General features: G+C 63.4%; 11 protein-coding genes. 9 read left to right on the top strand and 2 right to left on the bottom strand.

Going from position 1 to position 13667, the window contains the following annotated elements; genetic code table 11:
• Positions 1 to 11: 11 nt before the first annotated feature.
• Entirely contained in the window at positions 12 to 1199 is a 1188-nt protein-coding gene (locus tag C8D77_RS07715) for a Gfo/Idh/MocA family protein (protein ID WP_109660764.1), read from the bottom strand.
• 120 nt (positions 1200 to 1319) lie between these two features.
• Here C8D77_RS07715 and C8D77_RS07710 point away from each other — a divergent pair, with 120 nt between their 5' ends.
• The 8 genes from C8D77_RS07710 (at position 1320) to C8D77_RS07675 (ending at position 10740) form a co-directional block, all read left to right on the top strand.
• Entirely contained in the window at positions 1320 to 2213 is an 894-nt protein-coding gene (locus C8D77_RS07710; RefSeq protein ID WP_109660762.1) for a MurR/RpiR family transcriptional regulator, read from the top strand.
• A gap of 78 nt (positions 2214 to 2291) precedes the next feature.
• A complete protein-coding gene (locus C8D77_RS07705; RefSeq protein ID WP_109660760.1) occupies positions 2292 to 3074 on the top strand; it encodes an SDR family oxidoreductase in 783 nt (260 codons plus the stop codon).
• The gene (locus C8D77_RS07700; protein ID WP_109660758.1) at positions 3071 to 4600 is read left to right on the top strand and encodes a mannitol dehydrogenase family protein; all 1530 of its coding nucleotides are present in this window, start codon (positions 3071 to 3073) and stop codon (positions 4598 to 4600) included. Before C8D77_RS07705 ends, C8D77_RS07700 begins: the two co-directional genes overlap by 4 nt.
• A 38-nt stretch (positions 4601 to 4638) precedes the next feature.
• On the top strand, positions 4639 to 5553 hold the full coding sequence (locus tag C8D77_RS07695) for a sugar phosphate isomerase/epimerase family protein (protein ID WP_109660756.1): 915 nt from the start codon (positions 4639 to 4641) through the stop codon (positions 5551 to 5553).
• A 166-nt stretch (positions 5554 to 5719) separates the two neighbouring features.
• Positions 5720 to 6754 (top strand): ABC transporter substrate-binding protein, encoded by a 1035-nt coding sequence (locus C8D77_RS07690; RefSeq protein WP_109660754.1) that lies wholly within the window; start codon positions 5720 to 5722, stop codon positions 6752 to 6754.
• Between the two features lie 239 nt (positions 6755 to 6993).
• The gene (locus C8D77_RS07685) at positions 6994 to 8535 is read left to right on the top strand and encodes a sugar ABC transporter ATP-binding protein (protein WP_109660752.1); all 1542 of its coding nucleotides are present in this window, start codon (positions 6994 to 6996) and stop codon (positions 8533 to 8535) included.
• Positions 8532 to 9503, top strand: a complete 972-nt coding sequence (locus C8D77_RS07680) for an ABC transporter permease (RefSeq protein WP_109660751.1) — start codon at positions 8532 to 8534, stop codon at positions 9501 to 9503. The genes C8D77_RS07685 and C8D77_RS07680 overlap by 4 nt, the downstream gene beginning before the upstream one ends.
• Positions 9504 to 9753: 250 nt before the next feature.
• Positions 9754 to 10740 carry an ABC transporter permease gene (locus tag C8D77_RS07675; RefSeq protein ID WP_109660749.1) on the top strand — a complete coding sequence of 329 codons (987 nt, stop codon included), beginning with the start codon at positions 9754 to 9756 and terminating at the stop codon, positions 10738 to 10740.
• A gap of 139 nt (positions 10741 to 10879) precedes the next feature.
• On the opposite strand, the gene C8D77_RS07670 is transcribed toward C8D77_RS07675, so the two are convergent.
• Positions 10880 to 11827, bottom strand: a complete 948-nt coding sequence (locus C8D77_RS07670; protein WP_109660747.1) for a hypothetical protein — start codon at positions 11825 to 11827, stop codon at positions 10880 to 10882.
• A gap of 358 nt (positions 11828 to 12185) precedes the next feature.
• On the opposite strand from C8D77_RS07670, the gene C8D77_RS07665 reads away from it, so the two are divergent.
• On the top strand, positions 12186 to 13667 hold the full coding sequence (locus C8D77_RS07665; protein WP_109660743.1) for a hypothetical protein: 1482 nt from the start codon (positions 12186 to 12188) through the stop codon (positions 13665 to 13667).

The raw sequence follows: 13667 nt of genomic DNA, 5'->3' as shown, positions 1-13667 counted from the left end.
AGCGCGGGCAACTATCTCCCAAACCGCGCAGCCGTCCATGCCCCACCTGCCGCATTCGAATCCACCGCCGCCGCGACAAACTTCACGCCGCGCGCGCCGTCGACGATATCGGGCACCTGCGCCGCGCGCGCCGGATCGACCGCCGCACCGGAACGGTGCGCGCGGATGATGTCGGCGGCGTCGCGGTAGAAATTGGCGAAGGCCTCGATATAGCCTTCAGGATGCGCCGCCGGCATGCGCGACACGCGCCGGCTTTCCTCGGTCGAGCCATGGCCGCCGCGCACCAGCGTGCGGGTTTCCTCGCCGTAGCGGGAGAAGCGCAGTTCTTCCGGTCGCGCGCCCGACCATTCGAGCCCGGCTTTGTCGCCATAGATGCGCACGGACAGATCATTGTAGTGGCCGGGCGATGTCTGGCTGGCCAGGATCGTGCCGCGCGCCCCGCCGGTCCAGCGCATCATCACATGCGCATTGTCGTCGAGCCGGCGCCCCGGCACAGCGGTGAACAGATCGGCCGAAACCGCCTCGGCCTCGCAGCCCGAGATGAAGCTCGCCAGATTGAAGGCATGCACGCCGATATCGGCCAGCACCGCCGACTGCCCTGCCCTTGCCGGGTCGGTGCGCCACTCCGCCTGCTTCTGGCCTTCGGCATCTATCGGCTTGGTCAGCCAGTCCTGGATATACGAACCATGCACGGAGACGATCCGTCCGAGCTCGCCCGCCGCCACCATCTCGCGCGCTTGCCGCACCATGGCATAGCCGGTGTTGTTGAGGGTGACGACGAAGCGGCGTTTTTTCTCCTTCGCGAGCGCCACCAGCGCTTCGGCGTCGGCCAGCGTCGTCGACAGCGGCTTGTCGCAGATCACGTCGATGCCGGCCTCGAGGAATGCGGTGGCGATCGGTGCGTGCAGATGGTTGGGCGTGACGATGACGACGGCCTCGATGCCGTCCGGCCGCGCGGCTTCTGCCTTTGCCATGACGCGATAGTCGGCATAGCTGCGCTCCGGCGCGATGCCGATCTCGGCTGCCGAGGCAGCGGCGTTCTCCGGATCGGAGGACAGCGCGCCGGCCACCAGCGCGATCTGGTCGTCAAGGCGCATGGCAAGGCGATGCACCGCACCAATGAAGGCATTGCGGCCGCCGCCGACCATGCCGACCCGCAGACGTTGGCGCGTCGATCCGTCCGATGTTGCGTAGACCATTCTTCACTCCTCCCGGCAGACCATTTTGACGACGTGCAACCCTATGACGCCGCCGGCACTTTCGAACACAATTTCCAATTTCCATATTGTAAAACGATCGTGCCGCGCTAGCCTGAAATCATGAGTGGGGCGGGCAAAACATCGGGACGGTCGATTGCCGACGAGGCGGCGACGCGCAAGCGCGGGCGCTCGCTGGCGGCACTCGGCTACATCCAGCCACAGACCTACGAGGAACTGCGCGCGGTGCTCTCTTCCGGCACGGTGCATTTCCCCAAGCGGCTGCGCCAGGTCGCCATCTTCCTGTGGCAGCATCCGAGCGACGTGGCGCTCGGCACCATCGCGCAGGTGGCGGCACAGGCCGGCGTGCAGCCCTCGACGCTGGTGCGCTTTGCCCAGATCTTCGGTTACTCCGGCTTTTCCGATTTCCAGGGCCTGTTCAAGGATCACGTCAAGGGGTCGTGGCCGGAAGGACGCGGCGAGCAGCGGACAGAGGCCGAGCCCAATGCTCATCTGCATTTCCTGCACGGCATGGTCGGCGCCTCACAGGCCTCGCTTGGCCGCATCGAGAGCGGCTTCGACGTCGAGAGCTTCGAGAAGATGGTGGCGCTGCTGGCGGCCGCCGACCTGATCTACGTCATCGGCTCCAAGCGCGCCTTTCCCGTCACCACCTATCTATCGCTGACGCTCTCGCAACAAGGCGTGCGCAACGTGCTGGTCGACAATGTCGGCTCCACTGCAATCGACCAGGTCGGCTGCATCGGCAGGCAGGATGCCGTGCTGGCGGTCTCCTTCAGCCCCTACAATTCGATCACGCCCGACCTTGTCGCGGTGGCACATGAGCGCCAGGCCTGCATCGTCACCATCACCGACAGCACCTTCAGCCCGCTCATCCCTTTGTCGGACAGCTGGCTGGAAGTTGTGGAGTCCGACTTCGCCGGCTTCCGCTCGCTGGCCGCGTCGCTGGCCGTCGGCATGGCGCTGGTCCATGGCGTCGCCGCGCGCCGCACCAAATGAGGTACCACTGGCACAATTGACTATCGGGAATTGCCGTTCCATATTTCAAAAAATAGAAACTTTGTTCCGGGAGGAGGAATGGAGCTTCAACTCAACGGCAAGGTGGCGCTGGTCACCGGCTCGACGCAAGGCATCGGCCGCGCAATCGCCGAGACGCTGGCGCGCTCCGGCGCCGGCGGCCTGCTGATCACCGGGCGCGAGAAGGTGCGCGGCGACGCTGTGGCGGCGGAGCTTTCGCAATTGGGCACGCCGACAATCTTCGTCGCCGCCGACCTCGCCGACCCGGCAACCCCTGCCCTTTTGGCGCAGGCCTGCATCGACCGCTTCGGCCGCATCGATGCGCTGGTCAACGCCGCCGGCCTGACCGACCGCGCCTCCTTCCTCGATGCCGACCTCGACGACTGGGCCTCGCTGTTCGCGGTCAACGCGCGCGCGCCGTTCTTCCTGATGCAGGCGGCGATTGCAGACATGAAGAAGCGGGGCCAGGGTGGCGCCATTGTCAACATCCTGTCGATCAACGCCCATTGCGGCTCGCCGGAACTCGCCGTCTATTCCGCCAGCAAGGGCGCGCTGGCGACGCTGACCAAGAATGCCGCCAACGCTCACCGCTTCGACCGCATCCGCGTCAACGGCATCAATGTCGGTTGGACCGACACGCCGGCCGAACGCGCCATGCAGGCCGACACGCTGGGCAATGGCCCTGGCTGGCTCGATGCCGCCAACGCCTCGCAGCCTTTCGGCCGCCTGTTCTCGACGAGCGATATCGCGAACCTCGCCGTCTTCCTGCTTTCGGATGCCGCCGGGCCGATGACCGGCACGCTGGTCGACCAGGAACAGTGGGTGATCGGGGCGAACCGGTGAGCGCCATCGAAACGCTCAGCCCGGCACTGCTGGAAAGACTTCCCGCCGCTGTCCAGACACCGGCCTATCACCGCGCGGCGCTCGCCGCTGGGATGGCGCATCTCGGCGTCGGCGCCTTCCATCGTTGCCATCAGGCCGAATACACCGATGACCTCTTGTCGCTCCATTTCGACCGCTGGGGCGTGATCGGCATCAACATCCGCCCGCCCAGCCTCACTGAGACGCTCGGCCGGCAGAGCGGGCTCTACACAAGGCTCATCCGCGAGAACAGCCATATCGAGGCGCGCGTCATCGGCAGCATCCTGGAAGTGGTCGACAGCCAGGCAAGTGCCGCGCCGGCACTCGCCGTTTTGTCGTCACCTGATATCGAGCTGGTGACGATGACGGTGACCGAAAAGGGCTATTGCCACATCCCGTCGAGCGGCGAACTCGACCTTAGCCATCCCGATATCATCCACGACCTCGCCAACCCCGAAGCGCCACGCAGTGTGCCCGGTCTATTGGCGCAGGCGCTGGAACTGCGCCGGGCGACGCACGGCCGGCCGCTGACGCTGCTCTCCTGCGACAACATTCCGACCAATGGCGTGATCCTCGAGACCGCCGTGCGGACATTTGCCGAACGGCGCGGCAATGGTTTGGCCGACTGGATCGCGGGCCATACCACCTTCCCCTCGGCCATGGTCGACCGCATCGCGCCGGCGGTGACGCAGGATGATCTCGACAGCGTCGAGCAGTGGTTCGGCTACCGCGATGCCGCCGTTGCTGTCGGCGAGCCGTTCCGGCAGTGGGTGATCGAACGAAAATTCGCCGGCCGCGTGCCGCGCTGGGATCTGGTCGGGGCGACCTTCGTCGACGACGTCACGCCGTTCGAGCATCTCAAGATGCGGGTGCTCAACGGCGCCCAGACGACGCTGGCCACGCTCGGCGTTCTGGCGGGCCTCGAACACACATCGGATGCGATTGCCGACCCGCTGCTGGCGGCCTTCATCAAGCGCATGCTTGTCGAGGAAACGCTGCCGACACTGACGCCGGTGCCAGGCATGGAGCCGCTGGCCTATGTCGAGCAGAGCCTCAGCCGCTTGCGCAACACCGCCATCCGCCACCGCAACCACCAGATCGCCACCGACGGCTCGCAGAAGATCGTCCAGCGCCTGCTCAACCCGATCCGCGACCGCTTGCGCCAGGGCGAAAGCATCGCGCTGCTGTCGATCCCTGTCGCGGGCTGGATGGCCTATCTGATCCAGGCCTCGGAAAAATTCGGCAAACGCTGGCCGGTGTCGGATCCCTATGCCGGCAAGGTCGCCGCGATTGCCGACGCAACCGGCCGCGATGCGAAGGCACTGGTGGCCGGCATCCTTGCCATCGACACGATTTTCGACCCCGGCCTTGCCGCGAACGAGACGTTCCGCAAGGCCGTAACATCGGCGCTCGATGGGCTGCTTTCGGACGATCCGATGGCAACCGTCAGGCGCAATCTGAAACAAGCCGACACCACACGGTTGAAGCGGCCGGCTCGATCTGCATAGTACTAGTCGGTCGTGAATTCACGACCAGGGGAGGCAGTATGAAACTTGGAGTGCTCACCGCACCGTTCGCGGAGACGTCGCTTGGCGAGGTTGCCGGCTGGGCAAGCGCGGCCGGCTTCGAGGCGCTGGAAATCGCCTGCTGGCCGAAATCCTCCGGCGCCAGCCGCCGCTATGCCGGAACCGGCCATATCGACGCCGCCTCGACCTCCGCCGCGCAGGCGAAAGAAATCGTCGCTTCGCTGGCGGAGAAGAACCTGTCGGTCTCCGGTCTCGGCTACTACCCCAACCCGCTGCACCCCGATGCCGCTCACCGCGACGACGTGATCGCCCATCTGAAGAAGGTGATCGTGCTGGCCGCCAATATGGGCGTGCCTGTCGTCAACACCTTCTGCGGCGGCGATGCCTCGAAGACCGTCGACGTCAACTGGCAGGAGGCGCTCAAGGTCTGGCCCGAAATCGTCGCCCATGCGCGCGAGCATGGTGTAAAACTCGCCTTCGAGAACTGCCCGATGATCTTCAGCTATGACGAGTGGCCGGGCGGGCACAACATCGCCTATTCGCCGCAGGTCTGGCGCCGCATCCTGGAAGCCTGGGGCGGCGATGTCGGCATGAATTTCGACCCGTCACACCTGGTTTGGCAGATGATCGACCAGGCCCGCTTCATCAGGGAATTCGGCCCCTACATGCTGCATGTCCACGCCAAGGATTTGATGATTGATCATGATGGTTTGTACGAGCGCGGAATCCTCTCGGCTGGCATAGGCTGGCAGGTGCCGCGCATGCCGGGGCTCGGCGATGTCGACTGGAGCGGCTTCTTCTCCGGCCTCTACCGCGCCGGTTACGACGGATCGGTCATCATCGAACACGAGGACAGGCGATTTGAAGGCAGCGACGACCAGGTCAAGCGGGGTTTTCTGCTCGCCCGCGACGTGCTGCGGCCCTTCGTCAAATGACGGCACAAATGCATGTCGCCCAAACCGACATGCATCGGACAAGAATACAGGTCGGCAACGACATGTGGAGGACAACGACTTGAAGCGCAGCGCCTGAATCACTTTCCAAGCAATGCGCTTCAACGACTTGGAACTGAACTGAAAAACAATGTGGAGGAGTACTGAAATGAAGAAAATCCTGACCATGGTCCCGCTGCTTGCCGGTGCTGCCTTGCTGGCCTCGGTGGGCGTCTCGTCCGCCGCGGGCAAATACACGATCGGCATCTCCAACACCGTGCAGGGCAATGGCTGGCGCGAGGAGATGGTCTGCGCCATGAAGGCGCAGGCGCTGGCATCCGGCGAGGTCGCCAAGCTCAACATCGCCCACCGCAACACCGATGCCGCCGGCCAGCTTGAAGACATCCGCAATCTGATCAGCGCCAAGGTCGACGCCATCGTCGTCAACCCGGCCGATCCGGCCGGCATCAAGGCGGGCCTCGAGGAAGCCACCAAAGCCGGCATCGTCGTCGTTGCCGTCGACCAGGCGGTCACCGAGCCGTCGGCCTACATCATCTCCAACAACCAGGAACAGTACGCCTATCTCGGCGCCAAATGGCTGTTCCAGCAGATGGGCGGCAAGGGCGACGTGTTCTACATGCGTGGCGCCGCTGGCGCGTCGGCCGACAGCGACCGCGACAAGGGCTTCAAGAAGGCGTTGGCCGAATCCCCCGACGTAAAGGTCGCGCAGGAAGTCTTCACCGGCTGGCAGCAGGACCAGGCCAAGCAGCAGATGCTGTCCTTCCTCGCCACCGGCACGCCGATCAACGGCGTGTGGACCTCCGGCATCGACAACGTCATCGTCGACGCGCTGGTCGAGTCGCAGGCCCCGCTGGTGCCGGTGGTCGGCGCCGACAATGCCGGCTTCGTCGGCCAGCTGAGCTCGGTCAAGGGCCTCGTCGGTGCCGCGGTCACCAACCCCGGCTCGATCGGCGGCGCCGGCGTGACGCTCGCCCTGCAGATCCTCGACGGCAAGAAGCCGGCCCAGCAGACCGTGCTGGTCGAGCCGCAGCTGTGGGAGAACGCCACCGAGGAAGGCAAGGCCAAGCTGAAGGCCGCCGCCGACCCGTCGCTGAGCCCCGAATGGCCGGTCTCGATCTCGATCCCGGACTGGACGACATATACGAAGGAGCAGATCGTGGCGTGCAAGGGGCCGGGGGAATAAGTCTCCGATAGCCCTGCCTCACAAGGCGGGGAAGTCACATATGGGAAGGCCCCCTCACCCGGATTGCCAACCGAATTGCGAAGGGCAATTCGGGGCAATCCGACCTCTCCCCGAGGGGAGAGGAGCCGGCACGAGCGCCAGCCTCTTCTCCCCCACGGGGAGAAGGTGGACGCGAAGCGGCCGGATGAGGGGGCCTCTCCACACGCGATAGCTGCCATCTGAATCGAGACCCAAACCATTTGACCAGCAACCCCCTCCTCGACGCCACGGGCGTCGCCAAGAATTACGGCGCGGTTGCGGCCCTTCGCAACGCGTCGCTGTCCGTCCTGCCCGGCGAGGTGCACGCCCTGATGGGCGCCAATGGCGCCGGCAAGTCGACGCTGGTGAAAATCCTGACCGGCGCTATTTCTGCCAATGCCGGCCGCATCCTGATCCGGGGCGAGGCGCGCGACATACGCTCGCCCGCCGCCGCGCGCCGCGCCGGCCTGCTGCCCGTCTATCAGGAACCGTCGCTGATCCCCGATCTCGACGTGCTGTCCAATCTGCGGCTGACCGGCACGCCGGTCGAGCCGTTCCGCGCCTGGGTGCGCGAACTCGGCATTCCCGACCTCGATATCCGCGACACCGCGCGCGACATCCCGCTGGCCGTGCTGCGCGTGCTCGATCTGGCGCGTGCGCTGGCCGTCGAGCCCGACGTGCTGCTGCTCGACGAGATGACCGCCGCACTGCCCGCCAACCTCGCCGAAAAGGTGCTGGAAGTGGTGCGCCGCCAGGGCGACAGCGGCCGTGCGGTGATCTTCATCTCGCACCGCTTCGTCGAAATCTCGGCACTGTGCGACCGCGCCACCGTGCTGCGCGACGGCGAGACCGTCGGCGTCGTCGACATCGTGCCGGGCGTCGAGGAAAAGATCGTCGAGCTGATGCTCGGCACCCGCATCGTCAAGACCCATGTCGCCGCGCGCAGCGCCGCCCAGAAGGCAGCGCCCGCCCCTGCCCGTCCCAGGCTTGCCGTGCGCAACCTGCGCGTCGGCACCAAGCTCAACGACGTCTCCTTCGATCTCGCCGACGGCGAGGTCGCGGGCGTCGTCGCGCTCGAAGGCCAAGGCCAGGACGAGCTGTTTTCCGCCCTTGCCGGTTCGATCCGGCCATCGGGCGGCACCATCGAAGTCGACGGCAGCCCCGCAAAATTCTCGCACCCGATCGACGCCATCCGCGCCGGCATCGCCTATGTGCCGGGCGACCGTGCCGAGGCGCTGGCCATGCAGCGCTCGGTGCGCGAGAACATCGCCCTGCCCTTCAGCGCCGCGCTGCGCAACTGGGGGCCGATCAACATGCGCCGCGAGCGCGCCAAGGTGGTCAGCGCCATCGAGCGGCTGCAGATCGACACCCGCGCGCAAGGCGAGGTGCAGCGCCTGTCCGGCGGCAACCAGCAGAAGGTGACGATCGCCCGCTGGATCGCGGCAGACGCCCGCACCATCCTGTGCTTCGACCCGACGCGCGGCATCGATGTCGGCACCAAGCAGGAGATCTATCATCTGGTGCGCGAGCTCGCCGGCAACGGCAAGTCGGTGCTGTTCTACACCTCCGAGCTGGAAGAGGTGCAGCGTGTCTGCGACCGCGTCATCGTCATCTTCGGCGGCCGCGTCGTCGACATCTTCCCCGTAGAAGAGGCCGACGAACCGGCGCTGATGCGCGCCGCCTACGGCCTGCCGCGCGGCGCCAAGGCCGATATCGGCATATTGGCCGATCCCCAGTCCCCGTCTTCGGGGACGAACCCATGAGCCATTTCCTGCGCCGCCAGGGCTGGGTATCAGGCTTGTTCGCCCTCTTCGTCGCCCTGTTCATCATCACCAAACTGATCCAGCCGGCCTATGGCAGCGGCGATTTCGGCTCGCTCGCACGCGCCGTTTTGCCTTACGCTTTCGCCGTCGCCGCGCAGACGGTCGTGGTCATCGCCGGCGGCATCGACCTGTCGGTCGCCGCCATGATGGCGCTGACCAGCGTCACCGCCGCTTCGATGATGGCCGGCGCCTCGGAAGAATACGCGCTGTTCGTGGTGCCCTTCGTGCTGGCCATGGGTTTCGTGCTCGGCGCCGTCAACGGCATGCTGATCGTCGTCACCCGCGTGCCCGACATCGTCGTCACGCTGGCCACTTTGTTCGTGCTGCAGGGCGCTGCCCTGCTGGTGCTCGACGCGCCGGGTGGCGGCGCCGCCGAATGGCTGAAGGGGCTGATCTCGGGCACCGTGCCGATACCGGGCCTGCCCGACAGCATCGACGCCTGGCTGCCGAAGGCGCTGCTGGTGCTGATCGTCTGCCTGTGCATCATCTGGATACCGCTCCGGCGCTCGCGCCTCGGCCTCTCCATCTATGCCATCGGCTCGAGCGAGCTGGCTGCGTTCCGCTCGGGCGTGCCTGTCAAGCGCACCCGCATCATCGCCTATGCGCTGTCGGGCCTGTTCGCGGCCATGGGCGGGCTGGCGCTGACCATGAGCACCGGCATCGGCGCGCCCATTCCCGGCCCCTATCTGCTCGCCAGCGTCGCGGCGGTGGTGCTGGGCGGTGTGGCGCTCGGCGGCGGCAAGGGCGGCCTGCTCGGCCCCATCGTTGCCGTCTTCGTGCTGCGTCTGGTGCGCACGGACCTCACGCTGCTCGCCATCGACCCCAACGTCACCGCCATCATCGAAGGCGCCATCATGGTCGCCGTGGTGATGTTCGGCGCGTTTATTACGATGCGGGGGCGGCAGTGATGGGTGCGATAATAGTGCCCTTTGCGAGGCAATCGCGTGTGAAAGGCCCCCTCATCCGGCCGCTTCGCGTCCACCTTCTCCCCGGTGGGGAGAAGAGAAGAGCATCGACGCCGGCATCCTCCTCTCCCCTCGGGGAGAGGTCGGATTGCCCCGAATTACCCTCCGCAATTCGGTTGGCAATCCGGGTGAGGGGGACTTTGCGCCGATGCGATCTCTCTGTCCCCACCCCATCGCGAACCGGACCCGCCCCATGAGCACCACCGCGATCACGCCAACCCCCGTCCCCTTCGGCCGCCGCGTCAAACGCTTCATGGCCGACCGGCCGCTGATCCCGCTGATCATCCTGCTGGTCATCCTGGTGGTGATCCTGCAGATCCTGCGCCCCGGCATCGTCAACGAGCGCTGGATCGCCAACACCATCAAATTCGCCATTCCGCTGGCGATCCTCGCCGGCTGCCAGACCATGACCATGCTGACCGGCGGCATCGACCTGTCGGTCGGCACGGTGGCGACGATGAGCGCCTTCATCATGGCGACGCAAGTGGTCAACCAGGACCCGGCGGTGGCCTTCCTGCTGGCGATGATGCCGGCGGTGCTGATCGGCATCGTCAACGGCATCGGCGTCGGCGTCTTCCGCGTCCACCCGCTGATCATGACGCTGGGCACCAGCCTGATCGGCACCGGCTGCCTGCAGGTCTACCAGCGCACGGTGATCGCGTCGGGCGCCAAAATCCCCGACTTCCTCGCCTGGCTCGGCACCGGCCTGACCTGGGGCATCCCCAACGCGCTGCTTTTGTTCGTGCCGCTGGCAGCGCTGATCGTCTTCACGCTCGCCCGCACCGGCTTCGGCCGCCTGCTCTACGCCGTCGGCGACAATGAACGCGCAACGCGGCTGTCCGGCGTGCAATACTGGCAGGTCATCACCGCGCTCTATGTCATCTCCAGCGTGCTCGCCGGCATCACCGGCCTGCTCTATATCGGCCTGATCAAGGCGCCGTCGCTGTCACTCGCCGAACCGCTGGTGCTGCCCTCGGTGGCCGCCGCCGTCATCGGCGGCACCTCCATCTTCGGCGGCCGCGGCGGCTACACCGGCACCATCATCGGCGCCCTGATCCTGACCGTGCTAACGACGCTGCTGACAATCCTGCAGATGCCTGAGGGGGCAAGGCGGATTTTGTTTGGGCTGATCGTGCTGTTCGTGACGGCGGCCTATTTGCGGATTGTCGAGGAGCGGTAGGGGCTGGATTGAGGGGGATGGCTGCGTTGGGCGATTGTTGCTCATCCAGTCTGACCCAGGAATTTCTCAAGTCGCCGTTCGAATCTCGACCCATTTCGGGGCATCAGCGTAGCCACAGCTTGGTTCGGACCCGCGGTTTTTAAGGATTCGGGTCACTCCATATGGCATCGTAAGCAGGCCGGAACTGGGGCGCCGCACGCTTGGCTAGAATCTCCATCACCTCAAATACCCTGTTCGAATAATTGCTATCCTTGTTGTAGTCGCTGATGACTAAGAACGTTCGATTGTAGAGACTTTCTTCAGCATGGAGTTGCCAAGACGCAGACAATTTCTCCGTTCCCAGCTTAACGCTCTCCTCATCAGTCAAAGCTGTTGAGGAAGCTACTTGCATAACACCGGTCGTGCGCTCCGGCTTCCAGAAGCAGAGACGTTCGAGGATCCGCATTGAAGGCGGTCGGCAATAATCTTCATAGATGGGGATGGCATAGGTTATGAGCCGCAGATTGTCGTCAGAAATTCTCTCGTTGATGAGCGCGCCATATAGGATTTCCGCCCTGTCATAGCTTCGCTGTATGAACGCATTGCGCCTTCTATTTCCCGGTCCACCAGACACCGTCACTTTGTTGGCGGCCGCGTAGAGAAAGGCGAAAATGGCCAGCCAGAGCTCATTCCCGGCCGTATCGAGGTTTGGAAGTAGAGATCGGTTGGGAAGGATCAGGGACTGGTAGACCAGCCAAGCTGCCGCGAGGCCAACGCCCGAATGGAAGAAGAAGCGTGGCCAGCTGACAAGCCGGCGCATGTTCATGACTAAGATGTAAATGGCGCGAAGCGCATAATAAAAGATCGCGATCCAATAGATGCCGACGCGAAGGTCGGCATGGCCTGCGGCGACGGTTGCCGCTGACAGCGCCACCATGAACACGGCCGGAGCAAGTGCTCGGATGAAGAAATTGAGGGCCAGCGACTCATTCGGCTCTTCGAAAAGTGTCGTGCTTGCATAGCCAAAGTCTGTGGCATGCTCGCCGATCCAATTCACCAGTTGAAACAGCACTAATGCTAGGACGACGTGCGCTGCGATCAGTGCCATTCTTATACCCCCGCTTTGCCGATCATTGCATGCTTAAGAAGGGTTGGCCACGCATTCCGTCCGCCTGCTGAATGACATGCAGCAGTAAGTGCGTAGCCCCAGCATCCGATCAGAAAACAGGTGCCGTCTAGCTCGGCTGTTTGTAGCCGGGTGCACCCGTCTAGTGCGATGTTCAGTGCACACTGGCAAGACAACTCGGGTCGAGTTGTTCCTTGCTTGAGCCTGCACGTACGCTCCTCGAGGGTGGCAGCCCGACGCCTATCTATCACGGCGCACCAGGCTATGACACGCAATATCCACCTTGTGGTGGACCTTTCTCCCCAAAAATACCAATCTCTCCCTCGGGGGAGAATCGATCATGGCAACCTACTTCAATGAATACTTCGGTGTGGACCGCGACATACTGGATGACTATGGGGCTTTCAACATCTCCATCATCAACGACCTCCCCCTCTTTATCGATCCCTTCCTGCTTTTCCACAGCTCGAAACCCGAATACCAAGCACTGCATACGGAGATCCTGAAATATATTCGATTCCTGCGGGACCAGGTCGTGGCAGGCCGAGTCAACTCCGACCTTGTTGCAGCGTGGTTCTTTTTTTCTGAAGTGCGGCAGAACTGGCTAGGGTTCTCTCTGGTTGGCAACGGCGGTTCTGGCTTAGGTGTCGGTTTCGCTAAGGCACTGAGGGCCAATCTAGCAGAGCTTTTCGCTGATTTTGGTGAGGAGAAGATTACAGAGAGCAGTCACGTAGAGAAAGTGTGCCTAGTCCAAAGTGGTGTCGGCCGCGATAACATAAGCGATTTTTCCACAAACCTGATCAAGCACTTCCTTTGCGAGTACACACAAGCGTTTGCCCTTGCTAACATTGCCCCCAAAAAACGGCGACAGGTCTGGGTTGACAAAGCAGTCTTCAATTATGCCACTCAATCATGGTCGCGGCGACTCTACGAGCTGCCCTGGCTCAGCCGGGACCAAGACTTTGTTCTGCTCACTCCAAAGGATATCCTCACCCGTGAGGAGAACTGGATCAACCGAACGGATATGATCCGGGATTTCGAAAGTATCCCGACCGCAATACCAGATAGCGAGCTCCGTGGGCAGGTCTTCGCCTATTTCGAAAGCGAGCTTGCCAAGCATTCTGAGCCGGACAAGGAGTTCAGTCAGCGCGATCGCGATGAGGCAGCCGTTAAAACCTTGATCAGATTTCCCGATCTTGTCGACTACTACATTCGCTTCAAGGAAGAGAACGGTGACGACGCAGTTGATATGAGCTCTGAGAGAGTCCTCGAAACACGTGTCGTGTTCGAAGACTACGTGCGCCAGCTGCAAAGGGAGCTGGCCAACACGACCAGCTTCTATACAATTGCAGGAGGCACATACGAGGAAACCCACCAACGCCTCGCTTACCTGAAGGACGTCGTCGAAAACAAAGGTGGACATCGGATATTCTGGCACGATGGGAAATCGATACAACGTGAAAGCGATCTCCCTGTCCTTACGCGCTTGGTATGGTTTGGTTCACCTTCGGACGTGGGCGCAGAGGCCAACGATGGCCGCGGCCCCGTCGACTACAAGATTTCGCGCGGTGCCTTCGACAAGACCCTGATCGAGATGAAGCTTGCTAAGAATTCCGCATTGAAGCGCAACTTGGAAAAACAGCTACCGATTTATCAGGCTGCCAGTGACGCCAAGCAGGGCATCAAAGCCATCATCTATTTCACGCTGGAAGAGAAGATCCGAGTGGATGCGATCCTGGACGAGCTCAAACTTGCCAGTCACAAGGACGTCGTTCTGATAGACGCCCGCGCCGACAACAAGCCTTCTGGATCGAAAGCTTAG

It is taken from the genome of Mesorhizobium loti, assembly GCF_003148495.1.
Taxonomy (GTDB): Bacteria; Pseudomonadota; Alphaproteobacteria; order Rhizobiales; family Rhizobiaceae; genus Mesorhizobium; species Mesorhizobium loti.
The sequence above is the reverse complement of the archived record's forward strand: the minus strand, read 5'-3'. Positions and strand labels throughout refer to the sequence as shown.

Coding starts and splice junctions, on each gene's coding strand:
- C8D77_RS07675 (WP_109660749.1), top strand. CDS start 9,754: ATGAGCACCACCGCGATCACGCCAACCCCCGTCCCCTTCGGCCGCCGC.
- C8D77_RS07695 (WP_109660756.1), top strand. CDS start 4,639: ATGAAACTTGGAGTGCTCACCGCACCGTTCGCGGAGACGTCGCTTGGC.
- C8D77_RS07690 (WP_109660754.1), top strand. CDS start 5,720: ATGAAGAAAATCCTGACCATGGTCCCGCTGCTTGCCGGTGCTGCCTTG.
- C8D77_RS07680 (WP_109660751.1), top strand. CDS start 8,532: ATGAGCCATTTCCTGCGCCGCCAGGGCTGGGTATCAGGCTTGTTCGCC.
- C8D77_RS07715 (WP_109660764.1), bottom strand. CDS start 1,199: ATGGTCTACGCAACATCGGACGGATCGACGCGCCAACGTCTGCGGGTC.
- C8D77_RS07665 (WP_109660743.1), top strand. CDS start 12,186: ATGGCAACCTACTTCAATGAATACTTCGGTGTGGACCGCGACATACTG.
- C8D77_RS07705 (WP_109660760.1), top strand. CDS start 2,292: ATGGAGCTTCAACTCAACGGCAAGGTGGCGCTGGTCACCGGCTCGACG.
- C8D77_RS07710 (WP_109660762.1), top strand. CDS start 1,320: ATGAGTGGGGCGGGCAAAACATCGGGACGGTCGATTGCCGACGAGGCG.
- C8D77_RS07670 (WP_109660747.1), bottom strand. CDS start 11,827: ATGGCACTGATCGCAGCGCACGTCGTCCTAGCATTAGTGCTGTTTCAA.